The sequence below is a fragment of the Marinifilum caeruleilacunae genome, from assembly GCF_013141825.1.
Lineage (GTDB): Bacteria > Bacteroidota > Bacteroidia > Bacteroidales > Marinifilaceae > Marinifilum > Marinifilum caeruleilacunae.
Genome location: NZ_RZNH01000001.1, coordinates 182,725 through 209,073, shown reverse-complemented (window position 1 = coordinate 209,073; position 26,349 = coordinate 182,725). Strand labels below are relative to the sequence as shown.

Genomic DNA, 26,349 nt, shown 5'->3' with positions numbered 1-26,349 from the left:
TGACTAAACCAAACAGCAGCAAAGGCCTTCCTAAGGGGAGGTCTTTTTTATGAAAAACCATAAGCTAAAAAAGGCAGAAATCAAATTTCTGCCTTTCTCATTTTTAAACAAGTTATGATGTCAGTGATAGTTATTCTGCACCTTCAAGATGATCCATCCAAATGTCGTTGATTTCATCATAATCACCCAAACCTTTCATTACAGTGTTTACTGTATATGATTTTGCTTCCAATCTCTCTTTCCACGATTGTTCAGCCGGATCCGTTTCACCTGTATTGCCATTCATATCGTTGTTGGCATGATCACCTGCAATCGACATTAAAGGAGTAATGGTAACTTTATTGGCCTTTGGACTTAGCTTATCAAGTTCCGCTAAAATACCACCAATCGAAGTAGTTCCCGCATCGAAGCCAATTCCTTCAACCGTACCAACAAAGAAATTCGCATTTAATTTTTGTAGCTCGCTTTGCAATTTCAGGTATTGAGCATCTGCCGCATGAGGAGTTCCGTGACCCATAAATAATACTGGTCCTTCGGTAATTTCGTTGGCAAATTTTGCAGCTAAAATTTCAGCCACTTTTTTAATGTCAGCATCGCTGTCAAGCAATGGGCGACCCACTTTTACTTCTACACCCTCATATTTCATTTTGAAATCTTGAATGGCTTCTTCCAATTCGTCAAATTCTTCACCTGGAATTACGTGTAAGGATTGAACTTCGAATTTCGAAAATCCTTCTTTCACCATAATTTCCAAAGCTTCCTCTGGTGTGTCATTATCGATTACAGTTCCGTTTAAAGATCCTTCACCATTTCCCTGGCGCAATTTGTTGATAATAATGTCAGAAGTAAAACCCCATTTAATGGTTTCGCCAGAAAATCTTTCTTTGGCAGCAAGGTCAATTTTCTCGAATGTTTTCTGTGGATCTGGAAATGAAGAACCGAAAGTTACCAATAGGATACCATCTTTGTCGCCTAATGTGTTTTTGTCGTCATTGTCGTCATCACTACATCCAGTGAAAACCATAGCTAATGCGCATAAAGCGATTGCTGATCTTTTAATTAGATTCATTTTGTGTTTTTTTTGTGAGTTAATTTTGATTTTATGATATGAATTCAAATCTGAATTCGAGTTTAGTTTGCAAAGTCTACATTCAGGCCAATAAACAGTGTTCTTCCCGGATTTAAAGTGCTATAATGAGAGCCATAAGGCCTGTCATCCACATCGTCGAAGAGGTTGTCAATTCCAGCAGTTAGCCTGATTTTATAGTGTTTCCATTTCTTAAAGCTATAGCTCGATGAGAGTTTCCATAACTGATATGGATCTGCATAGCTTCGCTCCAAATCTTCTTCCAGGTAGAAGCGGTCCGATTTGTAAACGCCCGATAGGTTAATGTTTAACTTTTGACTGTTCCATCGTTCTGTCCACGAAAGCTTCCATGTTGCACTGTGTTCCGATACGCCATTCAACCTGATATCTTGCGTGATATTCCTGGCGCTCACATAACTGTAATTGCCACTAAGAAACAATTTGGTGTAAATTGGAAAGCTCATGTGCCAATCAGCACCTAAAGTTCTGGCTTTATCTATATTGTAGCGCTTTTTTGTCTCTTCAATGCCTCGGCGAGCATGATCATAACTTGTTGGAATAATTTTATAATCGATTTTGTCGTAAATACGATTCAGGTAAAGGCTTAATCCTGTTCTGAATTTGTTGGCTTTAAACTCGCTCGAAAGTGCAAAATAATGCGATTTTTGAGCTTTTAAATCTTCATTACCCAAATACAATCGATACATGCCCATGCGGTTACTTTCATAGTAATAGTACAATTCTTTTAGGGTAGGACTTTTATATCCATTGGAGTAGGTAAATCTGTGGGTAAACTGGTCTTCCTTGTACATCATTGTTAACTTGGGAGTCAATGAAAAACCTGATTTATCGTGATAAAGACTTCTGATCCCGGCTACAATATCTAATTTATTTGCCAGTTTAAACTCATCCTGTGCATATAGCGAATACGTGTAAGCACTTGCTTCAGGATTATTTAATCGGTATTTGGCTTCAAGATATTCTCCTTTAATTTCACTTCCCAGGCTCAATTTGTGCTTATCGTTCAGGTTAAAAACACCTTTAAGCTGCGAAATAACATGAACAACATCAGAGTTTTTAAATCGATCGCCAGGGTAATAGGTCTTTTTAATCACATCCTTACTTGTGATATAGGTTTCGTTGTATTTATAAGGATATTCGGTATAATACAAGTAATTGTCAACATCGAAATTGAAGCTTAGGTAATTCTTATTTTTCAATTGATATCTTCCGCCGAGCGATACCGATCTGTCGTTGTAGTAATAGTTATGCATTTGAGCCTTAAAAGGGAAATACAATGTCTTTTCGTACCACGATAAATTAAGATCAATGCTTAGTTTCTGATTGACTTCATACCCTAAAAATTGACGAATGGTGTAGGCTTTGGATTTGTTGGTAGGTTTGTAATGAGTTCTTACCAAATACGGCAAATCATGATTCGATTCCCACTTGTTATTGTATTTCATCGAGTTTAACTGATATCCGGCCTTTTGCTTGTAGTTGAAAGTGGTTTTCCCCGATAGTTTATCCTTGCTAAAGGTAAAAGAGTTAAGTTGCTTAAAGTCACCATAAGCTCCAAGTCGGGAACTACTAGTCGCCGAAAATTTACCTTTAACCTTTTTGGTAATGATATTAATTACACCTGCAATTGCGTCGGATCCATATAGGGTAGAGGAAGCTCCTTTTACCACTTCAATTTGCTCAATATCATCGGAGTTAATTCTGCTTAAATCGGCATAACCACCAACACCTCCCGTTAATCTTTTTCCATTTAAAAGAATTAAAACATAGTCTTTTCCAAGACCATTAATTTTAATGTTGGAACCCATCGAACTGCTTGTATAATCAATAGAAGAGGAAATACCTGATAATATTTCTTCAATATTTCTTCCCGATTGTTCCGCAATGTCTTTTTTGCTGATTATTTCGGTCTGAACAGGTACTTTGTCAATTCTATGTTGTGTGCCGGTTCCGGTGATTACTATTGGCTCAATGCTAAAAGACTTTGGATCTAAACCGATATCAAATTTTTGAGAAGTAATTAATTCAATATCCTTAGAGAAAGCCTGATATCCAAGCACCGAAACACAAAGTTTGTATTTGCCTTTTTGTAAGTTTTCGAGGGAATAGTAACCACCATTCTGACTCACAGAGCTTGACTGTATACCATCCAAATAAATGTAGGCATATTCGATTCCTTCTTTGGAATTATTATCATAAACTTTGCCCTTGAGACTAAGTTTTTGTGAAAATGCGGCAATACAAAGCACCTGCATTAACAATACGCAAAATATTTTATGCATAGTAAAATAATACTAATGCATTCCTGGAATAAATGAGGGATTTAATTCTGAAAATCTACAAAACCATCATTAACTTCTTTTCCCGGAAGCAATAATTAAACAATTACATCTGGCAGGTTTCCTGACTTTCCCAGTTCTCAACTCCTTCCCATTCTAAATAGAACAGTGGATTTAGACTGTTGAGAACAAATAAACACCTCGTAGTGTTTATGGGATTTACAGTAGCGGGTACTGTTCCGGATTTACACCGGATTCCCTTTTAACTCCATTTGCTGAATGCAAAGTGAGCACCAATTGCGCTGCAAATGTATTATTTTTTATTGATAAGAATGAAAAGAAGACAATTTATAATCAATGTTAATAAACATATTGATGATTTTGTGTTTAATTCTTCGATTCTTTATAGGCATCCGAATGATATTTTTCCCGAAAAGATTTGGGACTCATTCCTTTAATTTGTTTAAATCGTTGGTTAAAATTCGATAAGCTGTTGTAACCACTCTCGAAAGCAATTTGGGACACATTATTATCAGTTTCAATTAAGAGTTTGCTGGCATAGCCAATACGAATTTCGTTTACGAATTCAGAAAAAGTTTTTTCTGTGCACTTCTTAAAATAATGACAAAAAGCAGAGGTGGTCATGTTTAGAATTCCAGCAGCAACTTCTACTTTAAGCTCACCATTAATGTTCTGATAGATGTAATTAAAAACCTTATCGATTCGATGTTTGGTCTTGGTAAAGTTTTCTGTGTTAAAATGCTTCGATGATAAGGACGTTTTGTGAACTTTACTTCCCAACTCATGCAAAATAATTAGCAATTCACTAATTCTATCGAAGTTCGACAGATTAGATAGTTTTCGTATTCTGGAAATCATATCAGACTTCGCATTTTCGAAAAATAAACCGCGATTGGAATCATCCAGTAAGGTTTTAATTTCATTCAATTCAGGTAGGTTTAGAAAGTTGTCGCCAAAAATACTCCGATTGAACTGAATACTTACAATATCCAGTTTTGTACTGTGAATCCAACAATGAGGGAGATTTTCTCCAATCAATACCAAATCATTTTTTGTAAAGGTGGAGATGTGATCTCCAACAAATCGTTTCCCAAATCCTTTGGTGATTAGCGTAAGCTCATATTCAGGATGAAAATGCAATGGGCGTTGACCTTCTTCTCGATCTAAGACCACAACTTTTATAGATGACAGGGCTTCTTTGTGAATTTTTTCAAAGGAAACTTTCATGGCACACGAAACGATTATTTACAGAAATTATTGAATTCAATTGAATGCGGTATCGGTAAAAATATGAGTTTATTCAATACAGTGCAAGTTTTGGCAAATAAGCAGGTAGATTTCATTGCAAATTGAGGCTTACTTTGTAATCATTAAATACATAGTTTATGAAAGCAAAAGCATATTTATTAGGTGTAGCCTTAATCATTTTTACAACGGCTTGTCAGCAATCGAAGGTAAAAGTGGACACAATTCATGGTGATATGAAAGAATTAAAGACATTGACTTTGGGCGAAATTAAACCCAATGGATGGATCTACAAGCAAATGAAAACTGACCTGGAGGAAGGTTATGTGGGACATTTGGATGAATTGGTTCCCGACCTTATTTTGGAAGATGATATTTATGGAAAAGACAGATTAACGAATAAGATAAAAAGCAAAGATGTTGGAGCCATTGGTGTAGGAGAGTGGACTACCCAAATTCTGTGGTGGAACAGCGAAACTCAATCCAATTGGCGCGATGGTTGGTTAAGACACGCCTACTTGCTGGAAAATGAGGAGTATATCGCGAAAGCGAAGCAATTTGTTGATAGAATGATTTCTTACCAGGACGAGGATGGATATATGGGGATTTATGCAGAAGATTTAAGATACAATTTCGAAGGTGAAAATGGTGAGTTGTGGGCGCAATCGTCTCTCTTCAGAATTTTACTGGCTTATTATGAGTTAACGGGTGACAAGGAGGTATTCGATGCAGTGGAAAAGGCAATGCAATTTACAATGAGTCAGTATCCTATCTATCAATCAGACCCATTTAATGTGAGCAAACCATACGCCGGTGTTGGTCATGGTTTAACCATTGTTGATGTGCTGGATAAATTGCACCAGCTTACGCATAAGGAAGAATATCGCGATTACGCAATTTGGTTATACGATGATTATAACAAATACGAATTGTCTGAGGTTGATATTCACCTGAAGAATTTAGCGAATGAGAACTATAAATTTAAAGGGCATGGCGTTCATACCTACGAGCACCTGAGAGCCTTGGTAATTGCGTCTTATGGAAGCAAGGATAATAAATACATGAAGGCTTTAGATGCCTATTTAAATAAACTGAACAAGTATTTAACTCCTTCGGGTGCACCTATAGGCGATGAGTTTATTTTTGAACGATATGCCGATGCCAGTGAAACGGGATATGAATACTGCTCCCTTCAGGAATTATTAGATTCTTATTCTTTTTTACTACAGAAAAGTGGGGATTTAAAATGGGCTGATAGAATAGAGTGGCTTTTCTATAATGCAGCCCAGGGTGCTCGACATCCACATGAACATTCGATTGCCTATTTAAAAACGGACAATTCCTATACGATGACGGGCTCACTTCACCCTGGAAAGGAGGATGTTCATAAGGACAATACCCGTTACACTTATTCTCCAACTCACAGAAAAGCTGCCGTATGTTGTGTTCCAAATGCAGGAAGAATTGGTCCGTATTTTTTAAGTAATATGTGGCTGAAAAGCTCCAGTGGATTGGTGAAGAGCATTTATGGCCCATCTAAACTGAATGCGGAAATAAATGGTGAAAAGATTGAAATTATAGAAAGTACGAACTATCCGTATGAGCTTGAATCCACTTATCAATTTAAACTAGATAAGCCGGTACAATTTAAAATGACATTCAGAAAACCAGACTGGTGCACCGAAATGAGTGTAATGGTGAATGACAAAATATACCAAGGCAATCAGATAGAAAAGGAATGGCAGAATGGAGATGTAGTGAAACTTGCTTTTAAAACTCAGGTTAAAAGACATGTCGATTTGAAAGGAGAGAGCTATTTTACCCATGGACCACTTCTTTATGCTTTGCCCCTGGAAAGTACAGAAGAAGTTACAAAACAATTCGATTTGGATAGATTCAGAAATGTTTCCTACACCAATAATCAACAGAATAAAATTGCCTGGAAACTTGTTAATGACGGGAATGCCAGCTTTCAAATGCATGAAAATACAAAGGATTTTAAGAATCAAGGAAGAATTAATATAGAGTTGATCAATCCTGAAAATCAAGAGAAAATAGATGTTGAATTGGTGCCATTGGCTGGAACGATCTTAAGGAAAGTGACATTTCAGAATTTATAGGATGCGAACGATCTAAAATAGAACATGCCTGACATTAACTTGCCAGGCATGTTTTATTTTAAACCATTATTTTTTAGTTTAACCTCCGATATTCCAAAGGACTCATTTGAGTTTTTTTCTTGAAAAATTTGCTAAAATTCTGAGTTTGCTCATATCCTAACTGGTAAGCAATTTCGCTGACCGATTGTGAGCTGTTCAGAAGTAGGCTTTTGGCCTTTTCTATCAGGTGATAATGGATGTGTTCCATGGCGCTTTTACCCGTTTCCTGTTTGAGTAAATCTCCCAAATAGTTTGGGGATAAATGTAATTTTTTAGCACAATATTTGACCGATGGCAATCCATTCGTTTTCACTTCTTCTGATTCAAAGTAATCCGATAGGAGCTTTTCAAATTGCGATACAATTCCTTTGTTATGATGTGCCCTGGTTAAGAACTGTCGACCATAAAAGCGTTTGCAATAATTTAGCAACACCTCAATATTCGAAACAATTAAATCATTGCTAAATGAATCGAGATTCATGCTGTACTCCTGTTTAATGGTTTCTACTACAGCATAAAGGGTTTTCTTTTCCTTATCGGATAAGTGAAGAGCCTCGTTCATATCGTAAGAGAAAAAACCATAAGACTTGATCTTATCATTCAGGAAACTGGAACGGATCAAATCGGGATGGAAATACAAGCCCCAACCTTCCACAGAACTTTCTTCCTCGATATTACTTACAAAACTCAATTGTTCAGGAGCCATACAAATGAGTGAGGCTTCCGAAAAGTCATGATCTTTACGGCCATACAGGTAATCTGCACCTTTTAGCTTTTTTAAGGAAACCAGGTAAAAACCCAAAATATAGCGGGTAGCGTCTTTTCTCATCTGTATTTTCGAAAAATCGATCAAACTAATCAAAGGGTGATCTGGTTTATCCGGATACGAAAAAAGTTCGTGAAGCTCACTAATGGACTTGATTATAACTGTATGGGTCATGAAATTATTCTTTAGAAGTAAATTTAGCTTTTTAATCCGATTTAAGCGACCTGGTGGCGTTGCACAAATCGAATTGGTTTGATCGTATTTATAAATCCATAGTTTGTGCAATCATACTTTTAAACTCAACATCGTCCATCTGATTTCGTGCAGCCAGAATTTGTATTGCATCTGCCCCAACAGGGTAACGAAATTGCTCTGTACCATCGGTGCATGCACTGAAAATGGCATCGGCAACTTCCTGCGGATTTTGTTGCTGCTCGCCCCATTTGGCATAGCCAGCCATTGCTTTATCTAAAATGTTTTTGTAATCACTCTCATTTTTTGTTGGAGTAAAACTCATAGAAGTTCCTAAGTTGGTATTGAAAGCTCCTGGCTCAATCAGTTTTAGTTTGATATTAAAAGGATTCAATTCGTATTGCATTGCCTCTGTTAATCCTTCAATGGCAAATTTACTTGCCTGGTAAACAGCCATAAATGGAGTTGTAATTTTTCCTCCAACCGACGAAACGTTTATGATCGTACCCGATTTATTTGCTCTAAAATGTGGCAATATGGCTTTCATCGTGTTGAGCGCACCAAATAGGTTTACATCGAATTGGCGACGTATATCTTCTTCAGGAATTTCTTCTGTAACACCTGCCACTACATATCCCGCATTGTTTACCAATACGTCTATCTTACCAAAATGCTTTATTCCTTCGGCAATTGCCTTCTTAATACTTTGATTGTCGGCAACATCAAGCTGGCATAGTAAAACATGATCCAGAAGATGCAGTTCTGTTTCCTTTTCGGGATTTCGCATCGTTGCAATTACATTCCATCCTTCCTGTTGAAATTTTTTCGCACTAAGTTTTCCGAATCCCGAACTTGTTCCTGTAATGATTACCGTCTTTCTCATCTTATCATTTTTTTAATTCATTGATGGGACAAATTTAGAAGACAACAAATCCTTTAACGTATCCAAATTACAGGAATGGATAGCCGTTTTACTGGTGGGCACAAAAAAAGTCGGTTTAAAACCGACTTTTAATTCAATAAACTACTTTCGATATAGGCTTTCGGACTCATGCCTGTTTTCTTTTTAAAGAGGCGAGAGAAATACTGCGGATATTCAAAACCTAATTTGTAGGCCGTTTCCGATATACTGGCATTCGGATTTAGCAAGAGGTTTTTTGCTTCTTCAATCAGGTACAGATTAATTTGGTCAACCGCTGTTTTTCCTGTTTCTGCTTTAATGGTATCACTCATGTATCTGTGACTTACTCCCAATTGAGTTGAGAGCCATTCAACAGTAGGAATACCTTCCGATTCGAATTTATTTGAAGCAAAATAATCATTCAAAACCTCTTTAAATCGTGTATACAATGCCTTATTAATACTTTGCCTGTTTAAAAACTGGCGCTTGTAAAAACGGTCGGCATATTTCAACAGGGTTTCCAAATGAGAAATGATGATTTCCTTACTAAATTCATCCTGGTTGTTGTGGTACTCCAAATGGATATTTTCGAATACCGTCATCATAATTTTCTCTTCTTTAGGAGAGAGGTGTAACGCTTCGTTGGCATTGTAATTAAAGAAGTTGTACTTTTTAATCTTGTTAAAAAGATCATATCCATTTAAATAATCCTTCTGAAATGCAATGTGCCACGACTCTTTACTAATCACGATGCCTTTCATAATCATACTTTGATCAGGAGCCATAAACAGCATTGAGCCTTTATCGCAATCATATTTTGTGCGACCATACAAAATTTCTCCTTCAATAATGTTTTTGAGACTGATGGAATAGAATTGGTTGCATATTTTTACAGGTTCAGGAGTATTTTCGCAAACCTGCGTTTCTGCATCGGAATTGATGCTATGCAGAATACTGAACAAAGGATTTTCAGGTTCAGCTTCGCCAAAATACTCATGCATCTGTGCAATAGATTTAAAATTCAATTCTTTCATATCGATAATCTCTTATTTCGAATAACCAACCAGTTGTATAAGATAAGAATTTTTATTCTCATCGAACATGAGTTTCTGATCTACAAACTCTCTTTTAAAACCTCCAATAACCACTGCATTCATCTTGTTACTGCAAGCATATAAATATACATTTTGTGTGGAGTATGCGGTTTGATTTCCATAGTAAAAATCCATACCATGCGCTTCTTTCATGGCTTTACTCATAAAATCAGGAAAAGAATTATCATCAATGGCATAAATAAAAACCAGGGGTGCTTTCTTTACCGTGCTTTGTTCTGAAATTTGGTCGCGAATGTCTTCTGATATGATTTGTTTTAATTCATGTTGCACAGGCTGATATTGGTATACACCCGATTGCATGGCAACATAAATTGAAATATCTCCAAGCAGAGGAACTGTTCTACCACCATTTTTCCTGTTAATGCCTCCGGCAGCCCAAAGCAAATTGCTTAAATCTTGCTTGCTAATATTTTGTTCTGCAAAACTACGAGTCGATTTTCTTTTGTGAAATGCCTCCATTAAACTTGCTTTATGATTCATGTTAGGTTGATCAAGTTTAATGATATCACTAGCAATTGCCGTTGCTCCAGTATTAGCATCTTTACGATTGCCATGTGCACTTGTGCAAGCATTTAATATTCCCATTGTAAGCAGTATTGCAAATGTTTTTTTCATCTATTTGTGTTTTAGTAAATGATTTGTTTTCAGATTTTACATCTTTATTTTTGGAATGAGTTCCAGTGTAGAAGCTTCATGTTTTTTTCGATTGTAGGTCAATCTCATTAAAGGATAAAGAACATTTAGCTTTTTAAAGTAGGCTCGGTTCACTTTAGGATTGATTTCTTTCAAATCTTTAGGAACTACGCCATCAATCGGAATTATGGTATCATTTATTTTAATGGCACCCGTAGAATTTTGAAGAAAGGCATGATACCAGCTTCTCATGCCAAATTTGTACTGTCGAACAAAAAATCTTCCTTCTGTTTCTACAATTGTAATGTCAACAAATCGATGTTTTTCGCCTGCTCTTATTTGGTGAACCCATTTAGAATTAATGAGTTTTGCAATTTCCTGAATTGTCATGCTAGGTTATTTAAAAAATCAATGTTAAAAATTGGTGAATAATCCGGTATTTGGATTAAAAATAGAGGTCAATACCTGACCTCTATAGCTTTACATTTACTTACTGTACTTCGTAAAAAATTCTACCATTTTATCCACGGCTTTATCTACATCTTTATCAATATCGTACAAGCTAACATGCGAAGCGCCGGGAACTTTGTACAGTTCTTTGGGTTCGCTGGCAGCATTATAAAAATCTACCGTTAAAGGTCCGGTGTGAAGAAGTGAAGGTGTTTCGCCTTCTTCCGGAACGGTGTTTTCTCCAATAATGCCCAAATAAGGAGTATACAAATAAGGAGCATAGCTTGTAGCGCTGGTTAATGGTGCATTTTCCATTAAAAACATTGGAGCCAGGTGACTGTAATTTGGATAGGTCTCTCTGCCAGCTCTTGCAGTCATGTAATAGTCATAGCCTTCGTTCGAAGGGTCGGTATTTGCCATATTCAGGGCATCGTAGTATTCAACTTCGCCCGTTTCGTAAGCTTTTTGACGGGCAGCATTGGCCATCTCGAATATCGGCATTAGCTGTTCTTTGGTCATCATACCGAAATAACTGGTCTTGTTATCCATCATTCCGCTTACAGTGGCAATTGCTGCCATTCTTTTGTCGGTTACAGCAACAAGTGGCATATATCCCCCGCTGGCACAACCTCCTAATCCGTAAATTTTAGTTTTGTCAACAAAATCCAATGTTCCCAAATAACTTATAGCATCGCGAATGCTCTCCATTTTAATAAAAGAGTTCTCGTTGTCCCTGATTTCTCCTTCGCTATCGCCATAGCCTAAATGATCGAATGATAAGAACACATAGCCTTTATTTGCAAATTTTTCTCCATACACAGCGCCCATTTGTTCTTTAATCTGGTTAAATGGACCAGAGAATACCACTGTTGGGTATTTTTGATTCGAATCGAAATTCTCGGGCGTAAAAAGTAAACCTGCAAGCTTCAAAGCCTGACTTTTAAACATCACCTCATTTCTTCCTGCCTTAAAATTTTCCATTGTATTTTCTTTTAAGTAATTATTCTTTTGTGCCGAACTGTTTGTGAATGCTGCCAGCAGCAACAAAGCAAGCACTGTTTTTACCATTTGTTTCATGTCGTTTTTATTCTATTGATTAACTGATACAAAGTTGGGGCAAGAAGCCTATCTGCTCCTTACACTTTTTGGTACTTGGCTTATACATTTTGGTAAAATCAAGGATCAAATCAGAAATTTGTTGTTATTGGAAATAAATAATTACATTTGGCGCGTATTCATGTGTGGTCATTAATTAGATAAAATCAGTTATAATTTTTTAATGATGAACTTTACAGATTTTAAAGCATTTAACAAATACATTAATGTTGCCAGTCCAAAGCACAATATGATTGATGTTGGTTTGTACACACCTGATTTTAGAAGTGAATCTCCGGCTGTAAACACCAACTATTATCGTGTATCTGTTAAGTTCGATGTTAAGGCGCATGATGGAAGAAGTAGCATGTGTTTTTCGAGTCCCAACCAACCTTTCGAATGGGGCGATTATAAAATTGACAATGGCTACTATGTCCAAATAACCGATAATTTGATCTCTAATAACCAACATTTGAGATATACATTCTTAACTTATCGTTTGAATGGATTGCTATTTTTAAACGATGAAGAAGAACAAATCATTACTGATTTATTTAAGTTATCGTATAAGGAATACAGTAAACCTGATTTTTCGGTTGATTTATTGGCAGGTTATTCCAATTTGATGCTGACCCATATTGCCCAATTCTATAAAAGGCAAATGCAAGGAAAAGAGCAGCAATACAGCCCTTTGGTAGATCGATTTTTTGATCAGCTGGAAAGCTATTATACAAAAATATCCAGGGATGAAATTACTCAGCCTTCTGTGCAATATTTCGCAGATAATCTGAATGTTACCCCAAATTACTTAAGCGATATTATTAAGCATTATACCGGGAAGCCTGCGCTGGAACACATTCATGCTCATATCATTAACACTTCCAAAAACTTACTGCAAAATAAGACCACTACCATTTCTCAAGTGGCGGATCAATTGGGCTTTGAATATGCAAGTTATTTTACCCGATTTTTCCGCAAAATGACAGGAACTGCCCCTTCCAAATTCCGCAACCTGTAATTTGTATAAGTAAACCCCGAATTTGTGAAATTACCACCTCAATTTTTCTGAGGTAATTTGTCGTGTCATTAAAACCGAAACAGATCCAATACAGGTGAACAAGCTGTGAATGCATTTTAATTGCTTTTCAATTGCAATGTATTCAGTGTGTTGGATTTTGTGTCAGTTGCGATGCTTGAACATAGAGAGAGGTAAAACCGATCAATTTAATGGGAATTACACATACAAGTTAACAGACTAGAATTATGAACAAAAAACAATTAACATTACTGGCTATGATAGCAATGTTTATCATGAGCACAGGAATTCAAACGCTTAAAGCACAAACTTCAGAAGAGACATTTGATCCTCACCAGAAAAAATCGGCCAATATTCTTGGACATAAAATGGCTTACATTGATATAGGTGAAGGACGTCCTGTAGTTTTCATACATGGGAACCCGGCCTCGTCGTATCTGTGGCGAAACATTATTCCTTATGTAATGAATGATTATCGGGTAATTGCGCCAGATTTGATTGGGATGGGAGATAGTGGCAAGCCAGATATCGATTACAGTTTTCAGGATCAGTTCGACCATTTGGCAACACTATTGGATTCGCTGAAATTGAAAAATGCCATTTTGGTGATCCACGACTGGGGATCAGGTTTGGGATGGACTTACGCCCGAACAAGACCCGAAACTGTTTCGGCAGTTGCTTTTATGGATGCCATGGTTCCACCCGTGCATCCGGTTCCTTCTTACGAAGCGTTTGGCTCCTTCGGAGAGTTTGCCCAAAAGCTGCGTACTCCAGGTATTGGTGAAAAAATGGCTCTGGAAGAAAACATCTTTATCGAAGAAATTTTGAGTCGTGAAATGGTGGTCACACCATTATCAGAAGAGACAAAAGCAGAGTATCGTCGTCCATTCCCAACTCCTGAAAGCCGAAAACCTCTTTTGGCCTGGCCACGACAAATTCCAATTGGCGGCGAACCCGAGGATGTAACTAAAATTATCGCGGCAAGCATGCAATTTGTTACCGATAGCGAGATTCCTAAGCTTTGTCTTTGGGCTACACCAGGTATGCTTATGCCCATTCCGGTGGTAGAATACTTGCGAAAGAACATGAAAAATACCGACTTTGTTTATATCGGGGAAGGAATTCACTTTGTGCAGGAAGATCAACCAGATAACATTGGAAAAGCAATCGCAAACTGGTTGGAACAATTGTAAAAATAGGTAATACAAAACGTGTGATGGTAAGTTTAGAAGTTGTATATAATCATTTTAGAATTAGAAAATATGTTTCAAGAATTTAAACTAAATAAGGAAGTTACACTAAGAAATAGATTTGTAGTAGCACCTATGACTACATGGGGATCGAATGATGACCTAACTGTGTCGGACATTGAAGCCGATTACTACGCTGCACGTGCAAAGGGGGTTGGCATGTTTATTACTGGTTGTACTTTTTTCCAAGCAAATGGACAAGGTTTTGACAACCAGTTTTATGCAGGAACCGACGAATTTATTCCTTCTTTAAAGAAAATGGCTGATGCAATAAAAGCTGGAGGTGCAAAAGCGGTCTTGCAAATTTTTCACGGAGGACGAATGGCAGATCCAAGCAAAGGAGAGCTGGTAAGTGCATCGGCAATTAAGCCTAATCATAACTTTTTTGGCGACACAATTGAGGAAATGCCAACGCCAAGAGAGTTAACAACAAAAGAGGTTTGGGAATTTATTGATGGTTTTTACCATGCAACAGTGCGAGCAATTAAGGCTGGTTTTGAAGGGATTGAAATTCATGGAGCGAATACTTACCTGATTCAGCAATTCTTTTCGCCTCATGCCAATCGAAGAACAGACGAGTTTGGCGGAGATGTTTACAAACGCATGAAATTGGTTTTAGAATTAATAAAGGTGGCTAATAAAGCACGCGATGAGTATGCCGATGACCGATTTATTATTGGATACCGTTTCTCTCCTGAAGAATTGGAAAATCCCGGGATTAGCATGGATGATACTTTGAAACTCGTAGATCGTTTGTCTGATGAAAGAATTGATTACCTGCACATTTCATCGCATCACTATGCAAACTCCTCAATTCGCGATAAATCGGATGATCGTAAAATTGGAAAAAGACTTTTGCAGACCATTGCAGGCAGAAAACCTCTAATTGGAGTAGGAGGTATCAATACAAAAGAGGATGCCGAAGATGCTTTAAACAATATTGGTTACGATTTGCTGGCCATAGGAAAGGCAATTGTTACGGATCCAAACTGGGTAGAAAAAGTACAAAATAATGAAGAACCCGAGTTGGGAATTGATTTGGATTATTACCAGGATATCATTATTCCTGAACGTTTTGCCAAAACCGTAGGACAGTTTGAAGGTTGGTTTAAAGTGAAACAATCGAATTAATTGAACTGATATTTTAAAGTAGAACCGAACTATGATTTAGTGGGAAATATAACCGGAGGTTCTATAACTTACCTGTCTGGCATTTGTGCTGGACAGGTTTGTTTGTTTATCAATAGCTATTCGCCGATAAACTCCTATATTTACAGCCTTAATTGGAAAAACAGATGATAGATACATTGGAACAGGGATTTTTCGGCATTGGAATTCAGAATGGAAAAACACCTGAAAACTTAGGGGTTTTGTGGCGTTCAGCTCAAAATATGGGAGCGAGCTTTATTTTTACCGTAGGAAAACGCTATGCGAAACAGGCTTGCGATACACATAAAGCTACGGGTGCAATGCCTTATTTCCATTACGATAACTTCGATGATTTTTACGCTCACCTTCCAAAGGGAGCTGTATTGGTGGGTGTGGAGCTGGATGATAAGGCTGTAAATCTTGAAGAGTTCAAACACCCTCGTCGTTGTGTGTATCTGTTGGGAGCCGAAGACAATGGCTTAACCAAAACTGCCATCGAGAAATCTCACCACCTGGTAAAATTCGACACCCGATTAAGTGTAAATGTTTCTGTAGCCGGTAGCATTATCATGTACGATAGAAATCTGAAAGCAAAATTTGGACAAACTTTGTATTGATTTTACAAGCTGTAATCCTTAATTGGCAGATACAGATTCGATATATTCCTTTGGACTTAAGCCTGTTTTCTTTTTGAATAAACGGGAAAAATACTGTGGATATTTAAAGCCCAATTTATAGGCAGTTTCAGAAATTGGAACATTCTCCTTTAGCAAGAGATTTTTAGCTTCTTCAATCAAGAATAAATTGATTTGATCGATGGCAGTTTTGCCGGTTTCTGCTTTTATGGTATCACTCATGTAACGATAACTTACTCCAAGTTCGTTGGCAATCCATTCAACACTTGGAATGCCTTCTTCCTCAAACCTGTTCGATTCAAAATAGGCGTTCAAGATTTCCTTGAATTTCGTAAAGAGCTCTTTGTTAATTGTTTGTCTGTTAATAAATTGTCGTTTGTAAAAACGATCGGAGTATTTTAAAAGTGTTTCCAGTTGTGAGATAATAATATCCTTACTAAACTCATCCTGGTTGTTATGATATTCGTTATAGATATTTTTGAAAATTGATTTGATGGTTTCTTCCTCTTTTGGAGAAAGATGCAATGCTTCATTCACATAGTAATTGAAGAAATTGTAGTTTTTGATCTTTTTTCGAATATCCAAACCTCTGATAAAATCATCGTGAAAAGCGATGTGCCATACTTCTGAGGTAATTGCAATGTCCTTGGTGATAAGGGTTTGGTTTGGAGCCCAAAACAGCATACTTCCAGTACTGCAATCATATTTTGTACGTCCGTAAATAATTTCACCTGATACAATCTTTTTTAAACTGATCACATAAAACTGGCTGTTATAACTGATACTTTTCTTAGAAGGAGAAATTTTTTTGATTTCATCTGCTCCCAATTTAAGATGTCCTACCATGAAAAGCGGATTTTCAGGTTCAGGTAAATTCTGATCCTGGTTAAACTCAGTAATATTTTTATAGTTTTTATGAATCATCGATATAAAATTAAAGAAAATCGAGTGAAGAAATACCTTTGGCTCTAACAGTTTTTCATGTTAGTAGGCCAAAGGTGTTTATTATGAATAGATAAACGCTTACAATAAAATACTTAGGAGAATGCACTCATTAAGTCATCGCCACGTTGCATCGAAGGAAGGTATTGCGGATACTCTGGAAGCAATGCACTTACTTCATCCAGTTGCTTCATTTCTTGCTCACTTAGTTCAATATTTACTGCGCCCAGGTTATTGATTAATTGTTCTTCTTTTCGAGCTCCGATAATTACACTTGTAACACCTTGTTTGTGCAGCAACCAGGCCAAAGAAATTTGGGCAACAGAGGCATTTTTACGCTCTGCAATTTCTTTTAGTTGATCCACAACATCATATCCTTTTTCCTTATTCACTGGTGGAAATTCAAAATTTGCTCTTCTGCCTGTAGCTTCGCTTTCGCGAGTAAACTTGCCACTTAAGAAACCACCTGCCAATGGACTCCAAATTAGTGTTCCCAAACCCAAATCCATGGAAGCAGGTATGATCTCTCTTTCCAGTTCTCGCCCTACCAATGAGTAGTATGCCTGAACCGAACAGAATTTTTCCGTACCCAATTGTTTTGCAAGTCCATCGGCTTTGGCAATTTGCCAGGCGCTAAAATTGGAAAGACCAATGTACCTTACTTTCCCTTGTCGAACCAAATCATCTAAAGCACGCATGGTTTCTTCAAGGGGTGTTGTGGGATCGAAACTGTGAACCTGGTAAAGATCAATGTAATCGGTGTCTAATCGTTTCAGACTGGCTTCCACTTCACGCATAATGGCAATTCGACTTGTTCCCAGGTCGTTTGGTCCTTTTGTAAATGTATTGTACAACTTGCTTGCAATTAAAACATCTTTTCGTTTAGAGCCTAAAGCTTTTCCCAGCATAATTTCCGATTGTCCTGCACTGTAAATGTTTGCAGTATCAAAAAGGTTAATTCCAGCGTCTATCGAAAGGTTCACCATCTTTGTTGCCAATTCCTGTCCCGTAGCACCAATAATACCCGAAAATCCTTCAGGAGTCTCATTTTTCTGATCGAAAGTCATGGTTCCAAGTGTTAACTCAGAAACATACAATCCAGTATTTCCTAAACTTTTGTATTTCATCATTTTAATTTTTAGTTATCGATTAAATCAATCACAATACAAAGAACGGACATTACAAGTGCTTATGCGTTAACCATTTTTGTTGAAGATGTATACATTTTTGCAGGAGTAGTTAAAAAGTGAACTTACTAGCAATATTTGATTAAAAAGATGCTTAGCGAGCCAATAGGAAAGCAGGAAATAATAGAAATTCTTATTAAATCGTATTATTTTTTATATTTAGCACATATAACAAAACACGACTTAAATAATTGCTATGCAAACCCCAATTACCCCATTCGAATCCATCGGTTTATGCTTTAGTGGAGGAGGGTATCGCGCCACTTTCTTCTCTTTGGGCGTAATCTCCTATTTAAACCGAATTCCATTCAAAAATGAAACTCTTTTGAATCATGTAGAGGCTCTTAGTTCGGTTAGTGGCGGATCATTACTGGCAGTAGCTTTTGCCAGGGCGGTTCAGAGTGAGAATTACGATTTTGAAACATTCTATCACAGGTTCTACGAAAGCTTTACACCTGGCAAGGATAAGTTGGTTGAGAATGCAGTTGGTAAGCTCGAATCAGCCGAAGTTTGGGCAAAGCATCCTCATAAAAGGCCTTCGCTTATTAATGCCTTTGCTTTAAGCTATGCCGATATGCCCATTTTTCAGGGAGAGTTCGGAATGTTTAAAAAGAGCAGATCATCACACTTGAAACATGTCTGTTTTAATGCTACCGAATTTTCTTACGGAAAAGCATTTCGCTTTCAGAATGTCGGTGTTTTTGGAAATGGCAGTTTGCGATGTGCCGAAATGAATCAAATCAGTGCGAAAATACCATTGGCTGATATTGTTGCGTCATCCTCTTGTTTTCCCATAGGTTTTGAGCCATTGGTTTTTCCCGACGATTACATCCGCGATAGAAAAGATCCACAATACAAAGCCATTAAACGTTTGCCGGATTTCTGCCATGGACTTGGTGTAATGGATGGAGGAATTGTAGACAACCAGGGCATAGGTAGTATGGTGAATATCAGCAATTCAAAAATGCGTGATAAACCGCTCGATTTAATTATTGTGAACGATGTAGGCAGCAGCGATATGCAGCCATGGCAAGCCGAAAGCACTACAGATACAAGCCAAATGTCGATTAAAGAAAAAATCAGAAGCTTTTTGAAATACATTAAACTTCACTGGTTGTACCTCTTTGTTTTGTTTGCTGGTTTCGTACTGATGTTGATCAACTCATTGGAATTGATTAAAGACAAAGCATGGCCGTCGCTATATATAACTGGTGGAATTTTAACAGGAATCGGACTAAGTGTAAGCATGATTGGAGCCATTGCAGGGCATGTGAAAACTGATATTGTTCGAAAAATCAAAACCATATTCAGAAAGAATGTACCTGCATCATTACTCGATGAAGTCAAATCTTTTCAGCGATTGGATATTGATCTGGTAAAGCGCATGATTATTGAACGTGCCACTTCGGGAGCAAAAATGATTAATAATGTGTTTCTGAAACAGATCAGATACCTGAATTATGAATTGTTGTACTCTTCGGAGAGTTTGAAGAATCGCAGAATTAGTTCGGTAATTGGAGAACTGAATGGCGAAAGAAAAACCAATGCAGAAATTACTGCTCCGAAAAAGCAGTTGAAAACCGTTGCCATGATCGCTTCTGAAGCGCCTACTACATTGTGGTGGAGCGAGGAAGATATTAAGCTGGACAGAATGAATTCATTAATAGCCTGTGGTCAGTTTACCACCTGCTATAATTTGATGAAGTATATTCTGGATTTAAAAAAGAATGGAATAGATGCTGAAGGTATGGATGAAATGTACAAGGCACTAAAAAAAGATTGGATAGCTTTCAACAAAGATCCAATGTTTATGGTGGATACAAGGGAATAAGTTTACACTTATCACCTTTAAGGGGAATACTTCTTTGTAGAGAATATCAAATCATTGATATTCAGGATTAATTTGAAACATGCATTGTAGGCAGATTATTAAAACCATACTGAAAACTCTTATTTTGTTGAATGGATAAATGATTTTTTAGTTAATAAAGTTCAATAAAATCAATAGATGTAAGGATTTTTTTAGTATTTTCAGACCTCAATTAATAAAAATTATATGAACAAGCAAGAATTAGTTTCAGCAATTGCTGAAAAGGCAGAGTTGTCAAAAGCAGATAGCGAAAAAGCATTAAATGCAATGATGGATTCTATTAAAGAATCATTAGTGAAAGGTGAGAGCGCTCAATTAATTGGATTTGGTACTTTCTCATTAACTGAAAGAGCTGCCAGAACAGGTAGAAATCCACAAACTGGTAAAGAAATTCAAATCGCTGCTAAGAAAGTGGTTAAATTTAAGCCAGGAAAAGCGATTGACGAAGCGGTAAACTAAAATTTATTTACTGATATTAAAAACAGCTTCCATTAAGGGAGCTGTTTTTTTATGCGCTTATTTTTGTACCTAAAATTGATGTAAAATAGTACAGCTCTGTAATTTGTTTCACTCTTTCCGTTTTTTGTTTTAGTTGATAACCAGCTCTCTACTGTACATTTGCCTTAGAATCTTTTAGTACTAACAAAAAACAAATCATTATGAATTTGCAAGATAACATTAGAGGAAAAGTGGTTGTAATTACCGGGGCAAGCAGTGGATTGGGCGAAGCAACAGCAAGATATTTGGCTGCAAAAGGTGCCAAAGTGGTTCTTGGTGCCAGACGAGAAGAAAATCTGATTCGCATTGTAAGTGAAATTAAGGAAAATGGTGGAAGTGCTGATTATCTTAAAGTTGACGTTACAAGACAGAAAGAGATAAAGGCATTGACTGATAAAGCTGTTGATACCTTTGGAAAGCTTGATGTAATGATAAACAATGCAGGCCTAATGTCTATTGCTCCAATGAGTGAAATCAAAGTGGATGAGTGGGATCGCATGATTGATATCAACATCAAAGGAGTGCTTTATGGAGTTGCAGCTGCTTTACCTCTGTTCCAACAACAGGAAAGTGGTCATTTTATCAATATCTCATCGGTAGCTGGCGTAAAAGTATTTAGTCCTGGAGGTACTGTTTATAGTGGAACAAAGTTTGCTGTTCGCGCCATTTCAGAAGGCTTAAGACACGAAGCTGGAGCTCACATCAGGACAACGACCATCGAACCTGGTGCCATTGAATCGGAATTAAAACATGGAACATCGCACAAAGAAAGTTCCGCTGCCGTAAACAACCTGTACGAACAAATGGAAATTTCTGCCGATTCTATCGCACGTGCTATTGCCTATGCAGTTGAGCAACCAGCCGATGTGGATGTGAATGAAATTGTGATTCGACCAACTATTCAAGAGTTTTAGAAAAATAACATCAAACCCGGTAATTTTGGCTGCCGGGTTCGTTCTTGTATTTAGTTTTTCCTTAGCTTTAAAATATGAGCAGACATTTCGATACAATTAAAGATTACAACCAATATTGCAATTTGGGAACACCCAAAAAAGATTTAATTGATGTGGTGAGGTACGAAGATCATAAAAATCTGCGCCTTTCTTCTCCCGAAATTACATCTGATTTTTACCTGATGGCTTTCAAGCGAAACGTGACCGATTTGCATTGGTTTGGAAATACAGAGTTCGATACCAAATCAGGATTCATGTATCTTATTCAGGCAAACCAGGCTTTTCATTGGAATGTTGATTCGCCTTGGAGTGGATATCATATCTTGATTTCACCTTTGTTGTTGCAAGAAAATCAGATTGGATTCAGCTTCTTTAATTATGAAATAAGGGAAGCTCTGTTCTTAACAGAGAATGAGCAATTGCGCATTGAAACTTTATTTGAACAAGTATACAATGAATATCAGAAGGATGATTATTCGATGGATTTGTTAATGGCATACTGCAATCTGTTTTTAACCTACGTACAAAAGTGTTACGAACGACAATTTAAAACACGTGAACCTTTGTATAATAAGATTGTGGTAGCGTTTAAAAAGGAACTGAACAACTATTATTTAGAACATCCGAAACAGCTGCCTTCGGTAAATTATTTTGCAGATAACCTACATTTGTCATCCAATTATTTTAGTGATCTGATAAAGTACAATACCGGGAAAACCGCTCTTGAACTGATACACGAAAAAATCATATCCGAAGCGAAAAATCAATTGAAAAATATGGATAAATCCATTTCAGAGGTGGCTCATGCTCTTGGTTTTGATTACCCAACTTATTTTACCAGATTATTCAGAAAACATGTAGGTTGTACTCCTTCGCAATATCGGGAAAAACTCTAATATTTATCAGAAATGAAACTATCGCACCAAAGTGAAATTCAAGATTGAAATTCATTTTTAGAATAAACCTCTGAATCCTATAAGAAATTAAGCTTTGCATTGCCTAACAGGATTGTCGATCAATCATTGACATATTGGAATCCTTATGTCCAAAAAAATGAAAGTTAATTAATAATTCCTTATTGGATACTAATCTAGAATACAAATTTAAAATTAACATGTTATGAGTAAAGTGATTTTAATTACAGGAGCAGGTTCGGGTATTGGTAAATTAACAGCCCTTGGACTTGCCAAAAATGGTCATAAGGTAATTGCTACTGTTCACGATTGGCCACAAGTAACATTATTAAAGCATGAGGCCAGTGAGAAAGGTCTTGATTTGATCATAGAAAAGTTGGAATATACCAACAAGGCTGACCACGAAACCGTGATTCGTAAGTACGGAGAACAAACAGATATTCTGATTTTAAACGCAGCTACAGGAGAAACGGGTCCGGCTGCAGAAATACCAGTTGAACGATTTCGAAAGGTCTTTGAAATAAATGTGTTTAGAACACTTGAACTTGCTCAGAAGTTTGCGGCCTTGTTTGTAAAGCGTGGCCATGGGAAAATAATGGTTACGTCTTCAACTGCAGGGTTACAAACCTATCCTTTTTTGGCACCTTATACGGCATCGAAACATGCCATAGAGGCCATATTTCAGCAAATGCAACAAGAACTTGAACCTCTAGGTGTTCAGGTGGCAACAATTAATCCGGGACCATTTAATACTGGTTTTAACGATCGAATGTTTGAAACTGTTGATCAATGGTTTGAAACCGAAAAGAATTTTACACCAGAAAAACCACTTCGTGATATGCAAGCAATGTTTGCTGACCCAAATTTCCAGTTCGATCCGCAAATAATGGCAGATGCCATGGTGGATATCATTCCAAAGGAATCGCACAAATTTAGAAATGTATGTCCTGAAAACTTTGCAGATTTTGTGAAGGAATACCAGGCAAACTTGTGGGAACTAATTGTAACATCAGAAAAATAGAATCTGTTAAAAAGAAATTATGAAGGAAGTTTTTATCGTCGGAGAGATGCGATGCCTTAAGGATAAAATAGGCGAAGTTCAGGAGATATTAGATCAATTAAGAGCAAAAACAAGGCAAGAAGACGGTTGTATTTATTACCAGTTTTTTGAAGCTGAGGACAGACCAGGTGTTTTTGCAACAATTGAGCATTGGAATAGTGAGGAATCTGAGGCTGAACATTGGAAAACAATCCACTTAAAAGAGGCTGCAGCAGCGCTTTCACCCTTATTGGTAGGTAAAATGCAAATTTCAAGGTACAACAGATCGCAAGATGAAGTAGGTTGTCATTAGTTGTAAAATGATCACAAAAATGGAATTGAAAAGGCTGTCAAACTTGCTTTATTGCAGTTGAACAGCCTTTATTTTTAATGATTTATTCTTCCCGGTGTTCCTTGTCAATAATCGGTTTTAGTAATGTTCCAAAATCGGCCTTTATCGATGTGGCATCCCAGCCCATGTCTTTGTCTTTTACCATCCGGTTCAAATCATCCTGCATCAATCGTTCCATGTCTTGAATGCGCTGTTTCGAACCACGAATTAAGGCACTTTGTTCATGGCGAAGTTCGGCCAGTTCCCGAACCATTTGTTCATCACGACGACGGAACAACTTTAATGATCGTTGTACCTGGTAACTCCTGAAACCCATTTTACCCAAAGCATCGGCACCCATGCGCAATGCACTATCAAGATATTCCCGGTAAAATCCTTCAACACCCATTTCCATCATCTCGTAAGAGTCGTTCCATCCAATGGTTCGGGTTAAGACTGGTAGGTTTGGAAAGTGTTTTTTTGCTGTTTCTACAATTTCATGGCATTTCTCCGAATCATCCACCGCAACAATTAACAATTGAGCTTCGTGCGCACCGGCAGCTTCGAGCAAATCGTGACGCGAGGCATCGCCATAAAATACCTTTAGGCCCATTTTACGTAGCAAGTCTACATTGTTTGGATCGATATCCAAATAGGTTGCCTGCACATTATTGGCCTGCATAAATCGACCAATGGTACTTCCAAACCTACCAAAACCAGCTATTATCAACGGTTGTTGTTCGTCAATATCATCTTGCTTACGAGAATCTTTTTCTTTGGTACCAAAACGCGGTTGAATTAGTTTTTCATTAATGATCATTAAAAGCGGAGTTAATGCCATAGAAATGGCCACTGCTGCTATGAGTGGATTGGCTACATCAGCCGTTATCACGCCGTTTTGCAATGCAAAAGAGAACAGTACAAAGGCAAATTCGCCACCTTGAGCCAGGCTAAAAGTAAAGAGAAAGTTGCTATCCATACCCATACCAAAAACACGACCTACAATGGCCAATACAACAAATTTTATAAGTATTAAACCTGCTACCAATAAGGCAATTAATCCGGGATTTGCAGCAATCAAACTAAAATCGATAGAAGCACCAACGGCAATGAAGAACAAACCAAGCAATAAGCCTTTAAAGGGTTCGATATCGGTTTCCAATTCGTGACGGTATTCACTTTGAGCCAAAACTACACCGGCAAGAAAAGTTCCAAGGGCAGGACTTAATCCTACCTGGGTCATTAATAATGCAATGCCAATAATAAGAAGCAAAGCCGCGGCAGTAAACAATTCTCGCAACCTGGTTTGTGCAATGAGACGAAAGGCCGGACCAATTAAATATTTACCACAAAATATAATGGCTGCAACTACGCCTAATACAATGGCTGTTTTTATGGCTATGGGAAAATGATCGATCCACAATGCATGATCGTGATGCCCTGATGCAGCACCATCTGTGATGGCAAGCAAGGGGAAAATCGCTAGAATTGGAATCACCGCAATGTCTTGGAAAAGCAAGACAGAGAAGGCATTCTGGCCTCCTTCTGATTTCATTTGTCCTTTTTCGTTAAGGGTTTGCAAAACGATGGCAGTTGACGAGAGTGCCAGGGTTAATCCAATGGCAAGAGCCGTTTGCCATGCTAAAGGCGTTGCTAAAAGTGCAATAGCCATAATTATACCTGCGGTAATTGTTACCTGCATACCTCCCAATCCTAAAATGGGTGCACGCAGTTTCCAAAGCAAGGATGGTTGTAATTCAAGACCAACCAGGAAGAGCATCATTACCACACCAAATTCGGCAAAATGCATTACATCCTGACCTTCTTCTCCAATTAATCCTATAACGTAAGGACCAATTACGATCCCTGCAATAAGGTATCCAAGTACAGAGCCAAGTCCAAGTTTTTTAGCCAATGGTACAGAAACAACCGCTGCACTCATGTATACAAAAGCCTGATAAAAAAATCCACCTTCATGCATAACTATACCTCCTTAATATAATGGTTCAAATATTCATATTCTTTTACCTTTTCAGGATCCAGTTTGTCTTGTGCAATATGCGTTAACAACTTGTGGTATTCGGCTTTGTATTGCAGTAGTCTTTCTCCTTCCAAAATAAGTCCGCCATGCGTAACAAATGGTGGAATAACATTCATTTTGCAAAAGGTTCCCGTTTGGGTTAAAGGGGCCAGGAGTTCTCGTACAGTATAGTTTTGTATTTCGCCTTTTTGGAAGACTTCTTTGGGTGCACCAGTAGTAACAGCAAGGAAGAATAATTTTCCAAGCAAAGCATTTCCAGTGCTGCCATAGGCCCATCCATGTTCCAATACCAAATCCTGCCATTCCTTAAAAATGGCCGGTGTACTGTACCAGTACATTGGGTGCATAAATACAATGCAATCATGTTTTGTTAGTAATTCCTGTTCTCGATCAATGTCGATATCCATGTCTGGATACTCTTCATACAAATCATGAAATGTGACGTTTTCAATCAAATTAATCCCATCTGTTAAGGCCTTATTTACTGTAGATTTCTGAAAGGCCGGATGAGCAAATAGTATCAAAATTTTCATAGAGTAT

General features: G+C 37.4%; 24 protein-coding genes and 1 riboswitch. Of the genes, 11 read left to right on the top strand and 13 right to left on the bottom strand.

Features of this window, described 5'->3' with window-relative positions; all coding sequences use genetic code 11:
• Window positions 1-130 precede the first annotated feature (130 nt).
• The 3 genes from ELS83_RS01000 to ELS83_RS00990 form a co-directional block, all read right to left on the bottom strand.
• Entirely contained in the window at window positions 131-1,069 is a 939-nt protein-coding gene (locus ELS83_RS01000; RefSeq protein WP_171593630.1) for a sirohydrochlorin cobaltochelatase, read from the bottom strand.
• 62 nt (window positions 1,070-1,131) lie between these two features.
• Window positions 1,132-3,390, bottom strand: coding sequence for a TonB-dependent receptor (locus ELS83_RS00995; protein WP_171593629.1), 2,259 nt, complete (start codon window positions 3,388-3,390; stop codon window positions 1,132-1,134).
• 94 nt (window positions 3,391-3,484) lie between these two features.
• Window positions 3,485-3,700: riboswitch (cobalamin riboswitch) on the bottom strand.
• A 74-nt stretch (window positions 3,701-3,774) separates the two neighbouring features.
• On the bottom strand, window positions 3,775-4,635 hold the full coding sequence (locus tag ELS83_RS00990) for an AraC family transcriptional regulator (protein ID WP_171593628.1): 861 nt from the start codon (window positions 4,633-4,635) through the stop codon (window positions 3,775-3,777).
• A gap of 158 nt (window positions 4,636-4,793) precedes the next feature.
• Between ELS83_RS00990 and ELS83_RS00985 the strand changes: the two genes are divergently transcribed.
• Window positions 4,794-6,773, top strand: coding sequence for a beta-L-arabinofuranosidase domain-containing protein (locus ELS83_RS00985; protein ID WP_171593627.1), 1,980 nt, complete (start codon window positions 4,794-4,796; stop codon window positions 6,771-6,773).
• Window positions 6,774-6,846: 73 nt separating this feature from the next.
• On the opposite strand, the gene ELS83_RS00980 is transcribed toward ELS83_RS00985, so the two are convergent.
• The 6 genes from ELS83_RS00980 to ELS83_RS00955 all read right to left on the bottom strand — a co-directional run bounded on the left by ELS83_RS00980 (window position 6,847) and on the right by ELS83_RS00955 (window position 11,946).
• A complete protein-coding gene (locus tag ELS83_RS00980) occupies window positions 6,847-7,752 on the bottom strand; it encodes a helix-turn-helix domain-containing protein (protein ID WP_171593626.1) in 906 nt (301 codons plus the stop codon).
• An 88-nt stretch (window positions 7,753-7,840) separates the two neighbouring features.
• Complete coding sequence (locus ELS83_RS00975; protein WP_171593625.1) at window positions 7,841-8,653, bottom strand: SDR family oxidoreductase; 813 nt, start codon at window positions 8,651-8,653, stop codon at window positions 7,841-7,843.
• 128 nt (window positions 8,654-8,781) lie between these two features.
• On the bottom strand, window positions 8,782-9,705 hold the full coding sequence (locus ELS83_RS00970; RefSeq protein WP_171593624.1) for a helix-turn-helix domain-containing protein: 924 nt from the start codon (window positions 9,703-9,705) through the stop codon (window positions 8,782-8,784).
• 12 nt (window positions 9,706-9,717) lie between these two features.
• Entirely contained in the window at window positions 9,718-10,401 is a 684-nt protein-coding gene (locus ELS83_RS00965) for a nitroreductase family protein (RefSeq protein ID WP_171593623.1), read from the bottom strand.
• A 36-nt stretch (window positions 10,402-10,437) separates the two neighbouring features.
• Window positions 10,438-10,809: a DUF2255 family protein gene (locus ELS83_RS00960; protein ID WP_171593622.1), complete on the bottom strand. Its 372-nt coding sequence runs from the start codon at window positions 10,807-10,809 to the stop codon at window positions 10,438-10,440.
• A 96-nt stretch (window positions 10,810-10,905) separates the two neighbouring features.
• Window positions 10,906-11,946, bottom strand: a complete 1,041-nt coding sequence (locus ELS83_RS00955; RefSeq protein ID WP_171593621.1) for an alpha/beta hydrolase — start codon at window positions 11,944-11,946, stop codon at window positions 10,906-10,908.
• A 205-nt stretch (window positions 11,947-12,151) separates the two neighbouring features.
• On the opposite strand from ELS83_RS00955, the gene ELS83_RS00950 reads away from it, so the two are divergent.
• From ELS83_RS00950 to ELS83_RS00935, 4 genes are all read left to right on the top strand, one after another.
• Complete coding sequence (locus tag ELS83_RS00950) at window positions 12,152-12,982, top strand: helix-turn-helix domain-containing protein (RefSeq protein WP_171593620.1); 831 nt, start codon at window positions 12,152-12,154, stop codon at window positions 12,980-12,982.
• Window positions 12,983-13,227: 245 nt separating this feature from the next.
• Complete coding sequence (locus ELS83_RS00945) at window positions 13,228-14,193, top strand: haloalkane dehalogenase (protein WP_216616289.1); 966 nt, start codon at window positions 13,228-13,230, stop codon at window positions 14,191-14,193.
• A 69-nt stretch (window positions 14,194-14,262) separates the two neighbouring features.
• Entirely contained in the window at window positions 14,263-15,381 is a 1,119-nt protein-coding gene (locus tag ELS83_RS00940) for an NADH-dependent flavin oxidoreductase (protein WP_171593619.1), read from the top strand.
• A 164-nt stretch (window positions 15,382-15,545) separates the two neighbouring features.
• On the top strand, window positions 15,546-16,016 hold the full coding sequence (locus ELS83_RS00935; RefSeq protein WP_171593618.1) for an RNA methyltransferase: 471 nt from the start codon (window positions 15,546-15,548) through the stop codon (window positions 16,014-16,016).
• A gap of 18 nt (window positions 16,017-16,034) precedes the next feature.
• Here the strand turns inward: ELS83_RS00935 and ELS83_RS00930 are convergent, their stop codons facing one another.
• The gene (locus ELS83_RS00930) at window positions 16,035-16,958 is read right to left on the bottom strand and encodes a helix-turn-helix domain-containing protein (RefSeq protein ID WP_171593617.1); all 924 of its coding nucleotides are present in this window, start codon (window positions 16,956-16,958) and stop codon (window positions 16,035-16,037) included.
• 113 nt (window positions 16,959-17,071) lie between these two features.
• On the bottom strand, window positions 17,072-18,103 hold the full coding sequence (locus ELS83_RS00925) for an aldo/keto reductase (protein ID WP_171593616.1): 1,032 nt from the start codon (window positions 18,101-18,103) through the stop codon (window positions 17,072-17,074).
• 256 nt (window positions 18,104-18,359) lie between these two features.
• Here ELS83_RS00925 and ELS83_RS00920 point away from each other — a divergent pair, with 256 nt between their 5' ends.
• The 6 genes from ELS83_RS00920 (at window position 18,360) to ELS83_RS00895 (ending at window position 23,750) form a co-directional block, all read left to right on the top strand.
• A complete protein-coding gene (locus ELS83_RS00920; RefSeq protein ID WP_171593615.1) occupies window positions 18,360-19,994 on the top strand; it encodes a patatin-like phospholipase family protein in 1,635 nt (544 codons plus the stop codon).
• A 210-nt stretch (window positions 19,995-20,204) separates the two neighbouring features.
• Window positions 20,205-20,492, top strand: coding sequence for an HU family DNA-binding protein (locus ELS83_RS00915; protein WP_346728145.1), 288 nt, complete (start codon window positions 20,205-20,207; stop codon window positions 20,490-20,492).
• Window positions 20,493-20,692: 200 nt separating this feature from the next.
• Window positions 20,693-21,445: an SDR family oxidoreductase gene (locus ELS83_RS00910; RefSeq protein ID WP_171593613.1), complete on the top strand. Its 753-nt coding sequence runs from the start codon at window positions 20,693-20,695 to the stop codon at window positions 21,443-21,445.
• 74 nt (window positions 21,446-21,519) lie between these two features.
• Window positions 21,520-22,380 (top strand): helix-turn-helix domain-containing protein, encoded by an 861-nt coding sequence (locus ELS83_RS00905; RefSeq protein WP_216616287.1) that lies wholly within the window; start codon window positions 21,520-21,522, stop codon window positions 22,378-22,380.
• Between the two features lie 223 nt (window positions 22,381-22,603).
• Complete coding sequence (locus ELS83_RS00900) at window positions 22,604-23,419, top strand: SDR family oxidoreductase (protein WP_171593612.1); 816 nt, start codon at window positions 22,604-22,606, stop codon at window positions 23,417-23,419.
• Window positions 23,420-23,438: 19 nt separating this feature from the next.
• Complete coding sequence (locus tag ELS83_RS00895; RefSeq protein ID WP_171593611.1) at window positions 23,439-23,750, top strand: putative quinol monooxygenase; 312 nt, start codon at window positions 23,439-23,441, stop codon at window positions 23,748-23,750.
• 82 nt (window positions 23,751-23,832) lie between these two features.
• Here ELS83_RS00895 and ELS83_RS00890 read toward each other — a convergent pair whose 3' ends face one another.
• On the bottom strand, window positions 23,833-25,749 hold the full coding sequence (locus tag ELS83_RS00890) for a monovalent cation:proton antiporter-2 (CPA2) family protein (protein ID WP_171593610.1): 1,917 nt from the start codon (window positions 25,747-25,749) through the stop codon (window positions 23,833-23,835).
• 2 nt (window positions 25,750-25,751) lie between these two features.
• Window positions 25,752-26,342: an NAD(P)H-dependent oxidoreductase gene (locus tag ELS83_RS00885; RefSeq protein WP_171593609.1), complete on the bottom strand. Its 591-nt coding sequence runs from the start codon at window positions 26,340-26,342 to the stop codon at window positions 25,752-25,754.
• Window positions 26,343-26,349: the final 7 nt, after the last annotated feature.

Excerpts from the sequence above, each read along its gene's own strand:
- ELS83_RS01000 (WP_171593630.1), bottom strand. The coding sequence starts at position 1,069 with ATGAATCTAATTAAAAGATCAGCAATCGCTTTATGCGCATTAGCTATG.
- ELS83_RS00995 (WP_171593629.1), bottom strand. The coding sequence starts at position 3,390 with ATGCATAAAATATTTTGCGTATTGTTAATGCAGGTGCTTTGTATTGCC.
- ELS83_RS00990 (WP_171593628.1), bottom strand. The coding sequence starts at position 4,635 with ATGAAAGTTTCCTTTGAAAAAATTCACAAAGAAGCCCTGTCATCTATA.
- ELS83_RS00985 (WP_171593627.1), top strand. The coding sequence starts at position 4,794 with ATGAAAGCAAAAGCATATTTATTAGGTGTAGCCTTAATCATTTTTACA.
- ELS83_RS00980 (WP_171593626.1), bottom strand. The coding sequence starts at position 7,752 with ATGACCCATACAGTTATAATCAAGTCCATTAGTGAGCTTCACGAACTT.
- ELS83_RS00975 (WP_171593625.1), bottom strand. The coding sequence starts at position 8,653 with ATGAGAAAGACGGTAATCATTACAGGAACAAGTTCGGGATTCGGAAAA.
- ELS83_RS00970 (WP_171593624.1), bottom strand. The coding sequence starts at position 9,705 with ATGAAAGAATTGAATTTTAAATCTATTGCACAGATGCATGAGTATTTT.
- ELS83_RS00965 (WP_171593623.1), bottom strand. The coding sequence starts at position 10,401 with ATGAAAAAAACATTTGCAATACTGCTTACAATGGGAATATTAAATGCT.
- ELS83_RS00960 (WP_171593622.1), bottom strand. The coding sequence starts at position 10,809 with ATGACAATTCAGGAAATTGCAAAACTCATTAATTCTAAATGGGTTCAC.
- ELS83_RS00955 (WP_171593621.1), bottom strand. The coding sequence starts at position 11,946 with ATGAAACAAATGGTAAAAACAGTGCTTGCTTTGTTGCTGCTGGCAGCA.
- ELS83_RS00950 (WP_171593620.1), top strand. The coding sequence starts at position 12,152 with ATGAACTTTACAGATTTTAAAGCATTTAACAAATACATTAATGTTGCC.
- ELS83_RS00945 (WP_216616289.1), top strand. The coding sequence starts at position 13,228 with ATGAACAAAAAACAATTAACATTACTGGCTATGATAGCAATGTTTATC.
- ELS83_RS00940 (WP_171593619.1), top strand. The coding sequence starts at position 14,263 with ATGTTTCAAGAATTTAAACTAAATAAGGAAGTTACACTAAGAAATAGA.
- ELS83_RS00935 (WP_171593618.1), top strand. The coding sequence starts at position 15,546 with ATGATAGATACATTGGAACAGGGATTTTTCGGCATTGGAATTCAGAAT.
- ELS83_RS00930 (WP_171593617.1), bottom strand. The coding sequence starts at position 16,958 with ATGATTCATAAAAACTATAAAAATATTACTGAGTTTAACCAGGATCAG.
- ELS83_RS00925 (WP_171593616.1), bottom strand. The coding sequence starts at position 18,103 with ATGAAATACAAAAGTTTAGGAAATACTGGATTGTATGTTTCTGAGTTA.
- ELS83_RS00920 (WP_171593615.1), top strand. The coding sequence starts at position 18,360 with ATGCAAACCCCAATTACCCCATTCGAATCCATCGGTTTATGCTTTAGT.
- ELS83_RS00910 (WP_171593613.1), top strand. The coding sequence starts at position 20,693 with ATGAATTTGCAAGATAACATTAGAGGAAAAGTGGTTGTAATTACCGGG.
- ELS83_RS00905 (WP_216616287.1), top strand. The coding sequence starts at position 21,520 with ATGAGCAGACATTTCGATACAATTAAAGATTACAACCAATATTGCAAT.
- ELS83_RS00900 (WP_171593612.1), top strand. The coding sequence starts at position 22,604 with ATGAGTAAAGTGATTTTAATTACAGGAGCAGGTTCGGGTATTGGTAAA.
- ELS83_RS00895 (WP_171593611.1), top strand. The coding sequence starts at position 23,439 with ATGAAGGAAGTTTTTATCGTCGGAGAGATGCGATGCCTTAAGGATAAA.
- ELS83_RS00890 (WP_171593610.1), bottom strand. The coding sequence starts at position 25,749 with ATGCATGAAGGTGGATTTTTTTATCAGGCTTTTGTATACATGAGTGCA.
- ELS83_RS00885 (WP_171593609.1), bottom strand. The coding sequence starts at position 26,342 with ATGAAAATTTTGATACTATTTGCTCATCCGGCCTTTCAGAAATCTACA.